General features: G+C 61.1%; 12 protein-coding genes and 1 tRNA gene. 6 read left to right on the top strand and 7 right to left on the bottom strand.

Annotated features, from left to right (window positions below; all coding sequences use genetic code 11):
• Nucleotides 1-87 precede the first annotated feature (87 nt).
• The 5 genes from clpX to BMZ36_RS00230 form a co-directional block, all read right to left on the bottom strand.
• Nucleotides 88-1,353: an ATP-dependent Clp protease ATP-binding subunit ClpX gene (clpX, locus tag BMZ36_RS00250; RefSeq protein WP_091189476.1), complete on the bottom strand. Its 1,266-nt coding sequence runs from the start codon at nucleotides 1,351-1,353 to the stop codon at nucleotides 88-90.
• Nucleotides 1,354-1,429: 76 nt separating this feature from the next.
• Nucleotides 1,430-2,053: an ATP-dependent Clp endopeptidase proteolytic subunit ClpP gene (clpP, locus tag BMZ36_RS00245; protein WP_091189471.1), complete on the bottom strand. Its 624-nt coding sequence runs from the start codon at nucleotides 2,051-2,053 to the stop codon at nucleotides 1,430-1,432.
• Between the two features lie 30 nt (nucleotides 2,054-2,083).
• On the bottom strand, nucleotides 2,084-3,391 hold the full coding sequence (gene tig / locus BMZ36_RS00240) for a trigger factor (protein WP_091189469.1): 1,308 nt from the start codon (nucleotides 3,389-3,391) through the stop codon (nucleotides 2,084-2,086).
• Nucleotides 3,392-3,479: 88 nt separating this feature from the next.
• Nucleotides 3,480-3,564, bottom strand: a tRNA-Leu gene (locus BMZ36_RS00235).
• An 812-nt stretch (nucleotides 3,565-4,376) separates the two neighbouring features.
• Nucleotides 4,377-6,182 carry a phosphodiesterase gene (locus BMZ36_RS00230; protein ID WP_091189467.1) on the bottom strand — a complete coding sequence of 602 codons (1,806 nt, stop codon included), beginning with the start codon at nucleotides 6,180-6,182 and terminating at the stop codon, nucleotides 4,377-4,379.
• 356 nt (nucleotides 6,183-6,538) lie between these two features.
• Between BMZ36_RS00230 and kdpF the strand changes: the two genes are divergently transcribed.
• The 6 genes from kdpF (at nucleotide 6,539) to BMZ36_RS00200 (ending at nucleotide 14,698) form a co-directional block, all read left to right on the top strand.
• Complete coding sequence (gene kdpF, locus BMZ36_RS14230) at nucleotides 6,539-6,628, top strand: K(+)-transporting ATPase subunit F (protein ID WP_143085928.1); 90 nt, start codon at nucleotides 6,539-6,541, stop codon at nucleotides 6,626-6,628.
• Nucleotides 6,628-8,433 carry a potassium-transporting ATPase subunit KdpA gene (kdpA, locus tag BMZ36_RS00220; protein ID WP_091189458.1) on the top strand — a complete coding sequence of 602 codons (1,806 nt, stop codon included), beginning with the start codon at nucleotides 6,628-6,630 and terminating at the stop codon, nucleotides 8,431-8,433. The genes kdpF and kdpA overlap by 1 nt, the downstream gene beginning before the upstream one ends.
• A gap of 14 nt (nucleotides 8,434-8,447) precedes the next feature.
• Nucleotides 8,448-10,520 (top strand): potassium-transporting ATPase subunit KdpB, encoded by a 2,073-nt coding sequence (gene kdpB, locus BMZ36_RS00215; RefSeq protein ID WP_091189455.1) that lies wholly within the window; start codon nucleotides 8,448-8,450, stop codon nucleotides 10,518-10,520.
• 129 nt (nucleotides 10,521-10,649) lie between these two features.
• Nucleotides 10,650-11,225 (top strand): potassium-transporting ATPase subunit KdpC, encoded by a 576-nt coding sequence (kdpC, locus tag BMZ36_RS00210; protein WP_091189452.1) that lies wholly within the window; start codon nucleotides 10,650-10,652, stop codon nucleotides 11,223-11,225.
• Nucleotides 11,222-13,900, top strand: a complete 2,679-nt coding sequence (kdpD, locus tag BMZ36_RS00205) for a two-component system sensor histidine kinase KdpD (protein WP_091189450.1) — start codon at nucleotides 11,222-11,224, stop codon at nucleotides 13,898-13,900. The genes kdpC and kdpD overlap by 4 nt, the downstream gene beginning before the upstream one ends.
• A gap of 102 nt (nucleotides 13,901-14,002) precedes the next feature.
• A complete protein-coding gene (locus BMZ36_RS00200) occupies nucleotides 14,003-14,698 on the top strand; it encodes a response regulator (RefSeq protein ID WP_091189448.1) in 696 nt (231 codons plus the stop codon).
• A 206-nt stretch (nucleotides 14,699-14,904) separates the two neighbouring features.
• Here BMZ36_RS00200 and BMZ36_RS00195 read toward each other — a convergent pair whose 3' ends face one another.
• Nucleotides 14,905-16,329 carry a patatin-like phospholipase family protein gene (locus BMZ36_RS00195; protein WP_091189446.1) on the bottom strand — a complete coding sequence of 475 codons (1,425 nt, stop codon included), beginning with the start codon at nucleotides 16,327-16,329 and terminating at the stop codon, nucleotides 14,905-14,907.
• A 100-nt stretch (nucleotides 16,330-16,429) separates the two neighbouring features.
• Nucleotides 16,430-16,873, bottom strand: a complete 444-nt coding sequence (locus BMZ36_RS00190; RefSeq protein WP_091189444.1) for a universal stress protein — start codon at nucleotides 16,871-16,873, stop codon at nucleotides 16,430-16,432.
• Between the last annotated feature and the right edge of the window lie 39 nt (nucleotides 16,874-16,912).

Below are 16,912 nucleotides of genomic sequence, written 5' to 3'. Positions count from 1 at the left end.
TAAATAATGGGCGCCTGCCCGGCAAATTCAACCCGGACAACCAAAACAAGCCGTCCGCCCGCGGCGAACGGTTTGTCTCACCCTTTTTTATGCAGCCTCGGACTGGTTCTCGTCTGCATGAACCAGAACCGGCGGTTTCTGTTCGTTGATAACGGCCTCGTTGAATACCACACGGGCCACGCCTTCCATGGCTGGCAGCTCGTACATGGTATCGAGCAGCGCGGCTTCCAGGATCGAACGCAGGCCGCGCGCGCCGGTCTTGCGTTCCATCGCCTTGCGGGCAATGGCGGCCAATGCGGGCGATTCAACTTCGAGCTCCACGCCTTCCATCTCGAACAGCTTCTGGTATTGCTTGACCAGCGCGTTCTTCGGCTCGGTCAGGATGGTGATCAGCGCGGCTTCGTCGAGTTCTTCCAGCGTCGCGGTCACGGGCAGACGGCCGACAAACTCCGGGATCAAGCCGAAGCGGATCAGATCGTCCGGTTCGACTTCGTGCAGGCGACTGACGGCGTTGCTCTGGTCTTCCTTGTTGACGACCTCGGCACCGAAGCCGATTCCACCCTTGACCGAACGGTTGCGGATGATTTTACCCAGCCCCTCGAATGCGCCGCCGCAAATGAAGAGGATGTTGGTGGTATCGACCTGCGGCATGTCCTGGTTCGGATGCTTGCGCCCGCCGTGCGGCGGCACGGAAGCAACCGTGCCTTCGATGAGCTTGAGCAGCGCCTGCTGCACGCCTTCACCCGAAACGTCGCGGGTGATCGAGGGGTTTTCCGACTTGCGGGCGATCTTGTCGATTTCGTCGATGTAGACGATGCCGCGTTGCGCCTTTTCCACGTCGTAATCGCTCTGCGCCAGCAATTTGGCGATGATGTGCTCGACATCCTCGCCCACGTAACCGGCTTCGGTCAGCGTGGTGGCATCGGCGATCACGAACGGCACGTCAAGCAACTTGGCCAGCGTTTGCGCCAGCAAAGTCTTGCCGGAGCCGGTCGGCCCGATCAGCAGGATGTTCGACTTAGACAGTTCGACCTCACCACTGGTGGTGCCGGTCGCCAGGCGCTTGTAGTGGTTGTAGACCGCGACGGAGAGAATTTTCTTGGCGCGTTCCTGGCCGATGACGTATTGGTCCAGCACGGCGCGAATCTCGGTCGGCAGCGGCAACGGCTTGCCTTCCGGCGTTTGCGGGCCGATGGCGGCGGTCTGGCTGCTTTCTTCGCGGATGATGTCATTGCACAGGGCAATGCACTCGTTGCAGATAAAGACTTGCGGACCGGCGATCAGTTTGACGACTTCATGCTGGCTTTTGCCGCAGAAGGAACAGTAAAGAAGCTTGTCGCTCGATTTGGGCATGAGGCACTCCCTGCCGGCGATTGGAAAGAAAAGCCGCCAGGACATGGCGGCTGCAAGAACTCAGCCTGGGCGAGTATTACTGGCCTGCGCGGGACGTTACGACTTCGTCAACGAGACCGTAGGCCTTGGCTTCGTCGGAACTCATGAAGTTGTCGCGGTCGGTATCGCGCTCCAGCGTTTCCAGGTTCTGGCCAGTATGTTTGGCCAGCAATTCATTCAGCGTACGTTTGGTGCGCAGCAGTTCCTTGGCATGAATCTCGATATCCGATGCCTGACCGGCGAGCCCGCCCACCAGCGGCTGGTGGATCATGATACGCGAATGCGGCAGGGCGAAACGCTTGCCCTTTTCACCGCCAGCCAACAGGAACGCGCCCATGCTCGCCGCCATGCCGACGCAAAGCGTGGACACGGCCGGCTTGATGAACTGCATGGTGTCGTAGATCGCCAAGCCTGCCGAAACGGAACCGCCCGGAGAATTGATGTACAGGTGGATGTCCTTGTCGGGGTTTTCCGACTCCAGGAACAGGAGCTGGGCCACGACCAGGTTTGCGCTCTGGTCGTTGACCGGCCCCACCAGGAAGACGACCCGCTCCTTGAGAAGGCGCGAATAGATATCGTAGGAGCGTTCGCCGCGCCCACTCTGCTCGACCACCATCGGGATGTAGCCAAGGTTTTGCGGATCGAATTCCATTCTGGACATATTCAAGCTCCGGTTGTTAGCGGGTCAGGATCAGCCCTGTTGGCCCATCAGTTCGTCAAAGTCGATGGCCTTTTCAACCACCTTGACCTTGCCCAGCACGAAATCAACCACGCCATCTTCAAGCGCCATCGATTCAACGTTTGCCAGGCGCTTCTTGTCGGCGTAGTACCAGGCCACAACTTCAACCGGGTTTTCGTAGTTCTGCGCCATTTCTTCGATGATGGCCTTGACCTGTTCCGGTTGAGCCTTCAGATCGTTGGCTTCAACAAGCTCGGCCAGCGCGAGGCCCAGATGAACGCGGCGCTTGGCTTGCGCTTCGAAGATTTGCGGAGCGAACGGCATCATCTTCGGATCAATGCCTCGGGCCTTAAGATCGGATTGGGCGCCTTCGACCAGACGGCCGATTTCGAGGCCGACGAGCGCCTTCGGCAGTTCGATCGGGGCCACTTGCAGCAGGGCGTTGAGCACGTTTTCCTTGGTGCGGGACTTCAGGCGCTGGCGCACTTCGCGCTCCAGGTTGGCCTTGACCTCTTCGCGCATCTTGGCCACGTCACCGCCTTCGATACCGAGGCTCTTGGCGAATTCGGCATCGACTTCCGGCAACAGGGCGCCGGCTACGTTCTTGACGGTGATTTCGAACTGGGCAGTCTTGCCGGCCACGTCCTTGCCGTGATAATCGGCCGGGAAGTTGACGGTCACGGTACGGGTTTCGCCTTCCTTCATGCCGCGAATGCCTTCCTCGAACTCAGGCAGCATCTGGCCCTTGCCCAGCATGAAGGCGTAGTTTTCCGAGGAACCACCGGCAAAGGCCACACCATCGATCGTGCCCTTGAAATCGATGATCACGCGGTCTTCATCGGCCGCAGCGCGCTCGACGCGCTCGAAGCGGGTACGCTGGCTGCGCAGGATGTCGATGGTCTTGTCGACTTCGGCATCACCCACGGTAAAAATCGCCTTCTCGACTTCAACACCGGCAAAATCGCCAATCTTCACTTCCGGGTAGACTTCAAACGTAGCAGTGAACTGGAAATCGGCATCGGCGTTTTCGCTTTCCTTCGGCTCGAAGCGCGGGTAGCCGGCCACGGCGATCTTCTGCTCTTCGACGGCTTCACCGAATGCACGCTCAACGGTTTCGCCGAGCACTTCTTCCTGAATACGGAAGCCGTAATTTTGCGCAACAATGTTCAGCGGAGCCTTGCCGGGACGAAAACCGTCGATCTTCGCGGTTTTGGCAACGCGCTTGAGGCGGGAATCGACCTGCTTGGAGATTTCTTCACGCGGAACAGAGATGACGAGACGACGCTCGAGGTTTTCCAGAACTTCCAGTTGTGCTTGCATTTAACCGTACCCTTCGATTTTAAAAATGGATGCCGTTCGAACCGTCACCCGGAATGTTTGCTGCAGGTCATGCCCCTGCGAATCGTCGTGGTGCGAGAGGGGGGACTCGAACCCCCACACCTTGCGGCGCTGGAACCTAAATCCAGTGCGTCTACCAATTTCGCCACTCTCGCAATCGCGCGCAGAAAGCCCTGACAATCAGGCCAAGCTGCCGATTATAAGGGAAAGCGGCCATGCTTAACAGAGCGCCCGTGCTCTTGCAAAGGATGACTGCATTGCGGTCCATTCTTGACCGACATGATGGTTTGGGCGCTTTCCGGTATTTCAACATGGTAGTCAGTCACACAAGTTTGCATCGATACGGTCATGCGCAAGGCAAAACGCGGCCATGGCGAACAAACCGGACAAAGCTCCCAACCTGCCCGCCGTATGGAAGCCCCCCAAAAAAACAACACCGCGCCACTACTGCCATCGGCAAATCGCGTCCTATCGTTTCAATCCCTCCATATCTCGGCTATCTGGTTGGGCGATTCATTGGCAAGTTGAAAGGTGACGTTGTGATTACTATTCCAGAAATAGAAAGCTTGATGTCCGATCTGTTGTGCGTGGACACCCCGCCAACAACAACCACAGGCTTTTCGGATTGGGCGAGAAGCCATGCGGACACGCTGGGATTGCAATACACCAATGAGTTGGCACGGCGCTGGACAGGGTTTCGAGCTACTCAAGCAACTGATAGTTGCAAGCGTAGCCTGGGCTACTCGTCGCGGGTTTTGCAAACCGTCAGCCCGAGTAGGTGTGATTAGCAAAGCGTAATCGCACGCACGGCGTTGATCGGATTGAAAAGGCAATGCCCGGTCATGTGCCGGGCGCTGTTTTTATGCTGCCATCGGTTTGGCCTTCGGCGCCAAGGTTGGCGGGTTACGCCTGCGTCTAACCCGCCCTACCATTGGATTTTTTTCGTAGAGGCGGGCCTGCTCGTGACTTACTGCACCGCCGCCAGCCTGATCCCGGTCGGCTTCTTTGCATCCTGAACCGAATCCGGCCTTCGGCGTTCGATGAAGAGGCTTGATCCGGGCTGGCTCTTGGCCATTTTCTTGGCCATGGCGGCCGCCGTGGCAATCTCGTGATGACTGGCGTAATGTTCCGGCTCGATCTCGACCGCGCCAAGCGACAGGCTCACAAGCGGACACCATTCCGGTTGCCCCTGGCGATTGGTGGCGCTGTAGCCGCCGGCCCGCAGATGCTCGGGGCTGAAGTATTCCCGTATCCGGCGATTGAAAAACGCCAGCAACTCGGCACAGCGTTCGCGCCAGTTTTCAGACTGGAACAAGACCAGAAAATCATCGCCGCCGATGTGCCCGATAAAATCCAGACTGGGGTCGATTGCCCCCTGCAGCAACTCGCCCAGCATCTTGATCAGCTCATCGCCACGGTCGTAGCCGTAGATGTCGTTGAACGGCTTGAAGTGGCCAAGATCGGCATACACCGCGACAAAGCACTGCCCACGGGCAAGCAGGCTCTGGATTTCTTCCTGGATCGGCACATTGCCCGGCAGCAGGGTCAGCGGGTTGGCGTGGCGCGCGGCGCGCATCTGCAATTCGGTGATCGCGCGCATCAGGTCCTGGCCGCTACCCATACCCAGGAAAGCGCCTCCTTCGGTGATGATGAAGCCGTCGGCGAGATAGCGCCGGTCGCTCGAAGTTACGAGGCTGGAGAGCTCCTGCAGGCTGATGCCGTGTTCGACGATCAGCGGGGACTGGTCCATCAATTGCGCACATGGGCGATGGCCGTACAACTCACGACAGAACGGGCGGGCGAAACGTTCCAGCACGATATGGCGCTTGAGCAGGCCGACCGGAATATTTTGCGAATCCACGACCGGGATGGCATGCAGATCGGGCTCCGCACTGAAGCGCTCGTAAATGTGGTTGTTGGTCTCGGTTTCTGCGGCCGGCTCGACCCGCGTCAGCAGGCTGATGGCCGTCTGCCGGTCGATGCCGCGCCCCGGTACCTGCATCGATTCGCACAGCGCGGCCGGCAGTTTGCGCAGGGGGTTGGCCTGCGGCCGGCTGATGAGGTAGCCCTGAACCAGGTCGATACCGATGCGGCGAATCGCTTCGAGATCCTCGCGGTTTTCCACGCCTTCGGCGATCACACGCGCGCCGGTGCTGACCGCAATATGCTGGATCGAGCGCACGAATTGCCGCTTCTGCGGGTCGCCGGCCATATCCTGGATGAAATACTTGTCGATCTTGACGAAATCCGGTTGCAGCTCGGACCACAATCTCAGGCCGGAAAACCCCTCGCCCAGGTCGTCGAGCGCGATCTGAAAACCCATGTCGCGGTAATGCAGCAGGGCATCGAACAGCAGATCGAAATTCTCGGCCGGCTGGGTTTCGGTCAGCTCGATCACGATGCGCTGGGGCGACAGGCCCGCTTCGCGCAGGATCTCCAGCGTCGCACCGGGGCGGAACGAAGGCAGGGTCAGGCAAATCGGCGACACGTTCAAAAACAGCCGCCCCGACAACCCGGCTTTCACGAAGGCATGGATGATGGCGCGCCGGCAGGCGAAATCCAGCTCCGGCAGCAACCCGCAACGGCTCGCGGCGCTGAAAAGGTTGATTGGCGAGTGCAGGTAGCTCGTGGAAGGGCCGCGGATCAGGCCTTCGTAGCCGAGGATTTCGCCGGCACCCAAGCCGGCGATGGGTTGAAACAAGGCGGAAAGCTGACCGGATTCAAGCAACTCGACCAGATCGTTGCGCTGGACATCAAGGGAAATGGGCGCCATGGGAATACCCCGTAAAACATAATCAGTGCGCCAGCTTAAATAGCGTATGTAACAAATTGATGACCATGTCAACTGTGTGACTTATTGCCGCCAAGCCGACGAGAAACACTCATGCTTTGCATACAGCGCCCTGGATACCGGCTTTCGCCGGTATGACGGCCAGGAATTGCTACAACATTTATATACGCCCGCTTGACCTTCTATCACCGTTTATATGCCCGCCCGCCTAAAGTTGCAGCATGACCGTCATCCACCTGGAGGCAATTCATGGATCTGGTTTATCTGCTCGCCGTGGCCGCTTGTGCCGCCGCCATTTACCTGTTGATTGCGGCTTGCAGCCGCGTGGGAGGTTCCCAATGATTCTGGTCTATCTGCTGGCGGGGATCGCCGCCCTCTTCCTGGCCGGCTATCTGCTGTACGCCCTCATTTTCCCGGAGCGCTTCTGATGACAACCGATGCCATTTTCCAACTCGGCCTTTATCTGGCCGTATTGCTTGCGCTGGCTTGGCCGCTGGGTGCCTATCTGTCCCGTGTCCTGCAAGGCGAGGCTTGGGGGCCAGTCCGCCTGCTGGCCCCAGCCGAACGCCTGATCTACCGAATCTGCGGGATTCGTGCCGACGAGGAAATGAACTGGAAAAACTACGCGATTGCGCTGATCCTGTTCAACACCCTCGGCGCCGTAGCCGTCTATGGCCTGCAGCGCCTGCAAGGCGGGCTGCCGCTGAACCCGCAAAATCTCGGCGCAGTCTCGCCCGATTCGGCGTTCAACACTGCGCTGTCCTTTGCCACCAACACCAACTGGCAAGGCTACGGCGGCGAATCGACGATGAGCTACCTCACGCAGATGCTAGCGCTGACGGTGCAGAACTTCCTCTCCGCCGCGACCGGCATTGCCGTGGCCATCGCGCTGATCCGCGGCTTTGCCCGCCACAGCTTCGGCACCATCGGCAACTTCTGGGCCGACCTCACCCGCTGCACGCTGTATGTACTGCTGCCGCTTTCCTTCGTGCTGGCGCTGGTTCAAGTGCAACAGGGCTCGATCCAGAACCTGAAGCCTTATCAGGATGCACAGACGCTGCAGGTCACCACCTACCAGCAACCCAAGAACGATGCCCAGGGCAACCCGCTCAAGGATGAAAAAGGCAATCCGGTCACGGAAGAAGCCAAAACCGCGACCCAGAGCATCGCCATGGGGCCGGTCGCCTCGCAGGAAGCCATCAAGATGATCGGTACCAACGGCGGCGGCTTCTTCAACGCCAACTCGGCGCATCCGTACGAGAACCCCACCCCGCTGACCAACTTCCTGCAGATGCTGGCGATTTTCCTGATCCCGACCGCGCTGTGCTTTACCTTCGGGCGCATCGTGGGCGATCAGCGCCAGGGCTGGGCCGTGCTGGCGGCAATGACGGCGATTTTCGTCGTCATGGTCTGCGTCGCACTTTACGCCGAGCAGCAGGGCAACCCGCAACTGACCCAACTCGGCGCCGACCAGATCGCCAGTGCCGTGCAGGCCGGCGGCAACATGGAAGGCAAGGAAACCCGCTTCGGCATCACCGCTTCGGCGCTGTTCGCCGCGATTACCACGGCGGCTTCGTGCGGCGCGGTCAACGCCATGCACGATTCCTTCACGCCGCTGGGCGGGCTGGTTCCGCTGGCGCTGATCCAGATGGGCGAAGTGGTCTTCGGCGGCGTCGGTTCCGGGCTGTACGGCATGCTGATCTTCGCGATCATGGCGGTCTTCATTTCCGGACTGATGATCGGCCGCACGCCGGAATACCTCGGCAAGAAGATTGAAATCTTCGAGATGAAGATGACTGCGCTCGCCATTCTGGTCACCCCCATCCTGGTGCTCGTCGGCACAGCCATCGCCGTCATGGCGACCGCAGGCAAGGCTGGCGTGGCCAACCCTGCCGCGCACGGCTTCAGCGAGATCCTGTATGCGTTCTCGTCCGCCGCCAACAACAACGGCAGCGCGTTTGCCGGGCTTTCCGCCAACACGCCGTTCTACAACGTGCTGCTGGGTATTGCCGTCTGGTTCGGCCGCTTTGCCGTGATCGTGCCGGTTCTGGCGATTGCCGGCTCGCTCGCCGCCAAGAAGCGTCTGGCCGTGACCACCGGCACCCTGCCCACCCATGGTCCGTTGTTCGTGATTCTGCTGATCGGCACCGTGCTGCTGGTCGGCGCGCTCAACTTCATTCCCGCGCTGGCGCTGGGCCCGATCATCGAGCACCTGCAAATGCTGGCCAATTAAGGGAGAGATAAACAATGTCGAACAAATCCGCAATCCAGTCGCTGCTCGACCCGGCCCTGCTCTGGCCGGCTGTCGTCGATTCGCTGCGCAAGCTCGCACCACAAACGCAGTGGAAAAACCCGGTGATGTTCGTGGCCTATATCGGCAGCATTCTGACCACCGTTCTCTTCGTCCAGGCATTGCAAGGTCAGGGCGAAGCGCCGGCTGCTTTCATCTGCGCCATCGCTGCCTGGCTGTGGTTCACGGTGATCTTCGCCAACTTTGCCGAGGCGCTGGCAGAAGGCCGCAGCAAGGCCCAGGCCGCCAGCCTGCGCAGCACCAAGAAAAACGTGCTCGCCAAAAAGCTCGACGGCACGCGCCACGGCGACAAATGGTTCCCGACCGAGAGCCAGAACCTCAAGAAGGGCGACCACGTTCTCATCGAGGCCGGCGATGTCGTGCCGGGCGACGGCGAGGTCGTGGAAGGCGTGGCTTCGGTCGACGAATCGGCCATTACCGGCGAATCCGCACCGGTGATCCGCGAAGCAGGCGGCGATTTCTCCGCGGTCACGGGCGGCACCCGCGTGCTGTCGGACTGGGTCGTGGTGCGCATCAGCGTCAACCCCGGCGAGGCTTTCCTCGACCGCATGATCGCCATGGTGGAAAACGCCAAGCGACAGAAAACCCCCAACGAAATCGCGCTGACGATCCTCTTGGTAGCGCTGACGCTGGTTTTCCTCGTCGTGACCGTCACGCTGCTGCCGTTCTCGCTCTACAGCGTGGAAGCCGCCAAGGCCGGTTCGCCGATCACCATCACCACGCTGATCGCGCTGCTGGTCTGCCTGATCCCGACCACCATCGGCGGGCTGCTTTCCTCCATCGGCGTCGCCGGCATGAGCCGCATGATGCAGGCCAACGTGATCGCCACGTCGGGCCGCGCCGTGGAAGCAGCCGGCGACGTGGACGTATTGCTGCTCGACAAGACCGGCACCATCACGCTCGGCAACCGCCAGGCCGCCGCGTTCATCCCCGCGCCGGGCGTCATCGAACAGCAACTCGCCGATGCAGCCCAACTGGCCTCGCTCGCCGACGAAACACCGGAAGGCCGCAGCATCGTGGTGCTCGCCAAGCAGAAGTTCAACATCCGCCACCGCGAGCTGCACAGCCACGAAGCCACCTTCGTTCCATTCTCGGCGCAGACCCGCATGAGCGGCATCGACTACGACGGCCGCCAGATCCGCAAGGGCGCCATCGACGCGATCAAGAAGTATGTCGCCAGCTTGGGTGGCGTATTCCCCGAGGCCGTCGCCAAAGCCGCCGACGACGTGGCGCGGCGCGGTTCGACCCCGCTGCTGGTGACCGAAGGCGCACGGGTACTGGGGGTGATCGAGCTCAAGGACATCGTCAAGGGCGGCATCAAGGAACGCTTTGCCGAGCTGCGGCAGATGGGCATCAAGACCGTGATGATCACCGGCGACAACCCGCTGACGGCCGCCGCGATTGCCGCCGAGGCCGGCGTGGACGATTTCCTTGCCGAAGCCACACCGGAAGCCAAGCTCAAGCTGATCCGCGAACACCAGAACCAGGGCAAGCTCGTGGCCATGACCGGCGACGGCACCAACGATGCCCCGGCGCTGGCGCAGGCTGACGTCGCCGTCGCCATGAACACCGGCACCCAGGCCGCCAAGGAAGCCGGCAACATGGTCGATCTGGATTCCAACCCCACCAAGCTGATCGAAATCGTCGAGATCGGCAAGCAGATGCTGATGACGCGCGGCAGCCTGACCACGTTCTCGATCGCCAACGACGTGGCCAAGTATTTCGCCATCATCCCGGCCGCGTTCGCCAGCACCTATCCGCAGCTCAACACGCTCAACGTGATGGGGCTCAACAGCCCGTCCTCGGCAATCCTCTCGGCCGTGATCTTCAACGCGATCATCATCGTGTTCCTGATCCCGCTCGCGCTCAAGGGCGTGGCCTACCGGGCACAGGCCGCCGCGCAACTGTTGCGGAACAACCTGCTGATCTACGGTCTGGGCGGGCTGGTGGTGCCGTTCGTGGGGATCAAGGCCATTGATGTGTTGTTGGGCGTGCTGGGCCTGGCTTGAAAAAACTTCATCACCACAGAGACACGGAGACACAGAGAAAAACCTACCCACAGACAAGTTCTGATTTACGGGTTTTCTCCCTCCCTCTGTGACTCTGTGGTGAAACTTGAATCAGTTCGGAGAATTGCAATGAAAAACCATCTTCGCCCCGCGCTCATGCTGTTCGGCATCCTGACGCTGCTAACCGGGCTGCTTTATCCACTGGCCGTAACCGGCATCGCCCAGGCAGTCTTTCCCGAACAGGCCAACGGCAGCCTGATCGTGCGCGACGGCAAAGTCGTCGGCTCGGCACTGATCGGGCAGAACTTCACGGAAAACCAATACTTCTGGGGCCGCCCTTCCGCCACCGGGCCGATGCCCAACAACGCGGCCAATTCCGGCGGTTCCAACCTCGGGCCGACCAACCCCGCGCTGCCCGATGCCGTCAAGGAACGCATTGCCGCACTCAAGGCCGCGCATCCCGCGCAGAGCGGGCCGGTTCCGGTCGATCTGGTCACAGCCTCCGCGAGCGGCCTCGACCCGCAGATCAGCCCGGCTGCTGCGCGTTATCAGGTCGAGCGCGTGGCCCAAGCCCGCCAGCTCCCCGTGGAAAAAGTGCTTAAACTGGTAGAGGCGCACACCGAAGGCCGGCAGTGGGGTGTATTCGGCGAGGCGCGCGTGAACGTGCTGCAACTCAACCTTGCTCTCGATAAGTTGATGTCATGACCGACCACCGCCCGGATCCCGATGCCCTGCTCGAAGAGCTCAAACGCGAGGAAGAGGCCGCCCAGCGCGGCCGGCTGAAAATCTTCTTCGGCGCCTGCGCCGGCGTGGGCAAGACCTACGCCATGCTCGCCGCAGCGCATGCCCGTATCCGGGAGGGCTGCGAGGTCGTGGTCGGGGTCGTGGAAACCCATGGCCGCAGCGAAACCGCCGCCCAGCTCATCGGGCTGGAAGTATTGCCGCTCAAGCAGATCGAATACAAATCGCGCAAGCTGCCGGAATTCGATCTCGATGGCGCTTTGACACGCCAGCCGGCACTGATCCTCATGGACGAACTGGCACATTCCAACGTCGAGGGCTCGCGTCACCCCAAGCGCTGGCAGGACGTGGAAGAACTGCTGGCCGCGGGGATCGACGTCTATACCACGCTCAACGTGCAGCACTTGGAAAGTCTGAACGACATCGTGGGCCAGATCACCGGCATCGTGGTGCGCGAGACCCTGCCCGACAACGTGTTCGATGCCGCCGACGACGTCACGCTCGTCGACCTGCCGCCCGACGAGCTGCTTGCGCGGTTACGCGCGGGCAAGGTCTACATGCCCCACCAGGCTGAGCGCGCCGCCAAGAATTTCTTCCGCAAAGGCAACCTCCTGGCGCTGCGCGAACTGGCGTTGCGCCGCACTGCCGACCGGGTAGATGCACAGATGCGCGCCTACCGCGCCGACCAGGCGATCCAGCCGGTCTGGCAGGCACGCGAACGCCTGCTGGTCTGCGTCGGTCCCGGCGCCAGCGCGGAAAAACTCGTGCGCAGCGCCAGCCGGCTTGCCGCCAGCCTGCATGCAGACTGGATCGCGGTCTACGTCGAAACGCCAGCCCTGCAGCGGCTGCCGGGCGAAAAGCGCGACCGCATCCTGAAGATTCTCAAGCTCGCGCAGGAACTGGGCGCGGAAACCAGCGTGCTGTCGGGCGCGCAACTGCCGGCCACGCTGCTCGCCTATGCCCGCAGCCGCAATGTCTCCAAGATCGTCGTCGGCAAATCGCTGCGCAGCGGGCTGTCGCGTTTCTGGAAACCAGCGCTGTCCGAAAAGCTCGCGCAGCAGGCCGAGGATGTCGATGTCTTCGTGGTTGCCCACGATTTTTTCGAGCGGGAAGAAGACGTTTCAAGGAAAAAGCAATTGCCGGACGAAGAAACCGCCCGGCGCCAGCGCATCGGCTTTCTGGCGGCGCTGGGCGGGTGCGCGCTCACGACGCTGATCACGGCAGGCCTGCTGAATTATTTCGACCTCGCCAACGTGGTCATGCTCTACCTGCTGACCGTGGTCCTGCTCGCCATCCGCTACGGGCGCGAAGCCGGTATCTTTTCCTCGATCATGTCCGTGCTCGCTTTCGATTTCTTCTTCGTGCCGCCGCGCTTCACCTTCGCGGTCGCCGACACCCAGTACCTGTTCACTTTCGCCGTCATGCTGGTCGTGGCGCTGATCATCAGCCAGCTCGCCGCGCGCCTGCGCTTCGAAGCGACTGTCGCCACCCATCGCGAGCAGCGTACCCGCGCGCTCTACGACTTGGGGCAGGAACTGGCTTCCGCGCTGACCGTGCAGCAGATCGTCGAGATCGGCATGCGTCATCTGGATGCGCTGCTCCAGTCGCAGGTCATGCTGCTGATTCCCGACAGCAGCGAACAACTGCGCCCGGCCTCGGAAATGCCGCCGCAGATCGATCTTGGCATCGCCCAGTGGGTATTCGACCACCAGCAAGCGGCCGGACACGGCACCAACACCCTGCCCGCCAGCCCGGCGCTGTACATCCCGATCAAGGCGCCGATGCGCACGCGCGGCGTACTGGCGATCCTGCCGAGTGACAAGCATTCAAGCCTGCTACCCGAACAGCAGCGCCTGCTCGAAACCTGCGCCGTGCAGATCGCGCTGGCGCTGGAACGCGTGCATTACGTCGAGGTCGCGCAGGATGCCGTGGTCGCCATGGAGTCGGAGCGCCTGCGCAACAGTGTGCTTTCCACCGTATCGCATGACCTGCGCACGCCGCTGACCTCGCTGGTCGGCCTGACCACGCTGCTGGAAAAGGACACGCTCACACAACATGAACGTACCGAGATCGCTGGCATCATCCGCCACGAAACCTTGCGCATGAGCAATATGGTCACCAACCTGCTCGACATGGCCAAGTTGCAGTCCGGGGTCAAGCTCAACAAGGAATGGCAGTTGCTGGAAGAAGTGATCGGCAGCGCCGCCAACGCCACCGAACGCAACCTGGCCGGGCATGAGGTGCGCGTAAATGTGCCGCCCGAACTGCCCATGGTGGAAATCGACGCCGCGCTGATCGAGCGGGTGCTCGTCAACCTGCTGGAAAATGCCGGGAAATACACCCCGGCCGGCAGCACGATCACCATTTCGGCACGCATCGAATCCGGGATGCTGGCCGTCAGCGTCGCAGACAACGGCCCCGGTCTGCCTGCGGGCATGGACAGCCGCATCTTTGACAAGTTTACGCGCGGGGTCAAGGAGTCCACCACACCGGGAATCGGGCTGGGGCTGGCCATCTGCCGTTCCATCGTCGAGGCGCACGGCGGCAGGATCTCGGCCAGAAACCACGAACCGCACGGCGCGGTCTTCACCTTCACGCTGCCGCTCGGAAGCCCGCCTGCCGCGAAACTGGAATCATGAACCCCAAGCGCAGGGGGCGCCGTGCGCACCGTTCATTCAGGCGCCGTTTCCGCGTGCGCACGGCGCACCCTACCCTACCGTAGTTCAACCAAGGTTTTCAGAATGAACGAAGCCCCCATCACCCTCGTCGTCATCGAAGACGAAAAGCCGATCCGCCACTTCCTCGCCAAATCGCTGGAAGACGCCGGCATGCAGGTCTTTGAGGCGGAAAACGGCAAGCGCGGGCTGATCGAAACCGCCACCCGCCGCCCCGATCTCGTGATCCTTGACCTCGGACTACCGGACATGGACGGCATCGAAGTCATCCGCCGGATACGCGAATGGAGCAACCTGCCGATTCTCGTGCTCTCGGCGCGCAGCCAGGAAACGGAAAAAGTGAATGCGCTCGACAACGGCGCGGACGATTACCTGACCAAGCCTTTCGGCGTCGCCGAATGCCTGGCGCGCATCCGCGTACTGCTGCGCCGTCAGTCCGGCAGCGCCGCCAGCCAGCAGGTTTTCCAGTTCGGCGCCATCAAGGTCGATCTGGTCAACCGCCTCGTCGAAAAAGCCGGCGAAGCCGTCCACCTCACGCCCATCGAATACCGTCTGCTCTCCACGCTGATCCGCCATGCCGGCAAAGTCATGACCCACCGCGAACTGCTGCGCGAAGTCTGGGGCCCCTCGCACTCGGAAAGCAGCCAGTACGTGCGGATGTACATGGGACACTTGCGTCACAAACTCGAAGACACCCCGGCGCTGCCCAAATACATCCTGACCGAGACAGGCGTGGGATATCGGTTGAAGACGGGGGAATAGCCGCTTTCCGCATCCTGTTTCTGCGAAGGAGGGAAAAGCCGGCCCAAGGGTACCGGCAGTTAGTCGCCGGCGTAACTACGTGCACGCGACTGCTGGCGAACACACCATGGCAACACCGCCAAGAAACAGAAAAAACATGGCGAACATGTTGCCGTCGCTACGACCCCCGTAGAGAAAAAACAGCAAGGAGAAAGTCCGGCATTTTATCAGCGCAAATGGGGCAGCTCGCTCAGCAGTTTCTGATATTCCGGTGACTGGCGCAGCAAGCGCGCGCCCACTTCCCGCAGTTTGTCCACGGCCTCTGGCGGCAGGTTGAAACTGGTCTCAAGCGCATTGAAATATTCGCGCTCGGCGCGGTCCTCAAGGTTATCGAAGGCGATCTCGATCAACGTTACCTGCACGTCATCACCGGTCGAATCGCCTTGTTCACGCTGTTTTTCCGTCAGCGCCTTCGCCGCCTCTTCCATGCTGCTGCGGGCATAAGCCAGCGTTTCGACGCTGAAACGGTCAACGGTATTGGCAATGGAGAAGGTAATGGCACGCAGCGTGGGCACTTCGGCCTTATGATCCAATTCCGGGAAAACCGGTCGTACCTGGGCATTCACGACAATTTGCACAATGCGACGCAAACGGGGCCGGCCATAGCGGTCGGACAACTCAGTGGCACTATCCAGCGTAAGCTTGTCCAGCATGAAGCGCAGCCCCAGATTGTCCGCCAGCCCGCCATCGAGCAGATGGATATACTTGCGCTGTTTTTCATCCCGATAGGCCTGTATGTCCGCCAACAGGGCGCGACGGCGAATGGCAACGTCGCGCTTGGCCATGTCGGCCGGCGGTTTTTTTTCGATCCCGGTCTTGCATTGGCTGGCGTAATTCCGGAGCGTGATCGGGCTGAACACGACCGGCACGGCGCTGGAAGCGGCAACAGCCCTGGATACCTTGTAGCTGCCCAAGTCGGAACACAACAGGTCAAACAGGTCTTGCGTGAATTCAAAGCGGCTCGTTCGGGCGATGTCCGTCGCGTTGATGACGACAAACGGCCGCCCCTGTACTCGCACCGCGTGTTCCATGTCGGCAAAGGTTTTCCCTTCGAACAGGGCCTGATCAAGAAACTCCGCCGTCACATCCGAGCGCCCGAAATAGGGCGACGTCATGCGAACAAGATTGGTCGGCGACATGACAGCATCGGCGATCTCGCCCTGTATGTCGCGCTTGAGGAATTTCGCCTCGAAATCCTCGAACAGCCGGTCTCCGAACAGCCCGTAGTACGCGGCCGGGTAGCTGCCTCCGGAAACCGCCGAAATGTGCTCGACCAGATCCAGTGCACGCACGCTTTTGCCGTTCACGGTAGTTTTGGTTTTCGCCAATTCCTCCATGACGCCATAGGCCAGCGCCGCTGCGCGCGTCCCTCCACCGGAAAAGCTCAGGCCGACAAGCACGCTTTCAGGGCTGGGGGACGGCTTTGCAATGCCCGAATGGTAGCCACGGTCAGCGGGAATGGTACCTGTCGGCTGATTGTGAGGCGCCAGGGTCGAAGCGCAGCCGGAAAGAAGCACCATTACGACAGACAGCGCCGCCACACGGCTCGTCGCGCTACGGTCTCGCAAAAGCGGGGGGATGGCTTTCAGCATGGTTTTTCCTGGGCATCGGGGCTATTGATTCAACCAGATTTTGTTGAACTTCGACACCCCGGCGCAGGACGGAGTCCAGCCGGGCCGCTTCTCGCCTCCATCACCGATGAATGAGCACGGGCACCCTGGCGCGTCTCAGCAACTTTTCGGTATCGCTGCCGAGCAGCATCTCCCCGATGCCGTGCCGCCCGTGCAAGGCCATGAAAATCAGGTCGCAGCCGGTCTTGTCGGCCGCTTCGATGACCGCGTCATAGGCCGAGTCGCAGACCATCACGAGCGTGGTACACACGACATCGCCTTCCCGTGCAATGGCTTTCGCTTCGTCCAGGATTTCATGGGCCTGGCTATCGGCCAGTTCGTGGAAGCGGGTAGGCGCGCTCTCGTCGATGATGGCGCCCTCCCCCAGATAAACAGCCGGGAATTCGTGCTCGGCATGCAGGAAGGTGATGCGTGCGCCAGCTTCCTTCGCGAACGAGACGGCGCGCCGGACTGCGGCCAGTGAGGATTCCGAGCCATCGGTCGGAACGAGAAGATGTTTGAACATGGTGAGTCCTGTTTTAAAAACCTGTTTGCGGCAAAGCGC

The sequence above is a fragment of the Formivibrio citricus genome, from assembly GCF_900115065.1.
GTDB lineage: Bacteria > Pseudomonadota > Gammaproteobacteria > Burkholderiales > Chitinibacteraceae > Formivibrio > Formivibrio citricus.
This window is presented reverse-complemented; position numbering and strand designations above follow the sequence as displayed.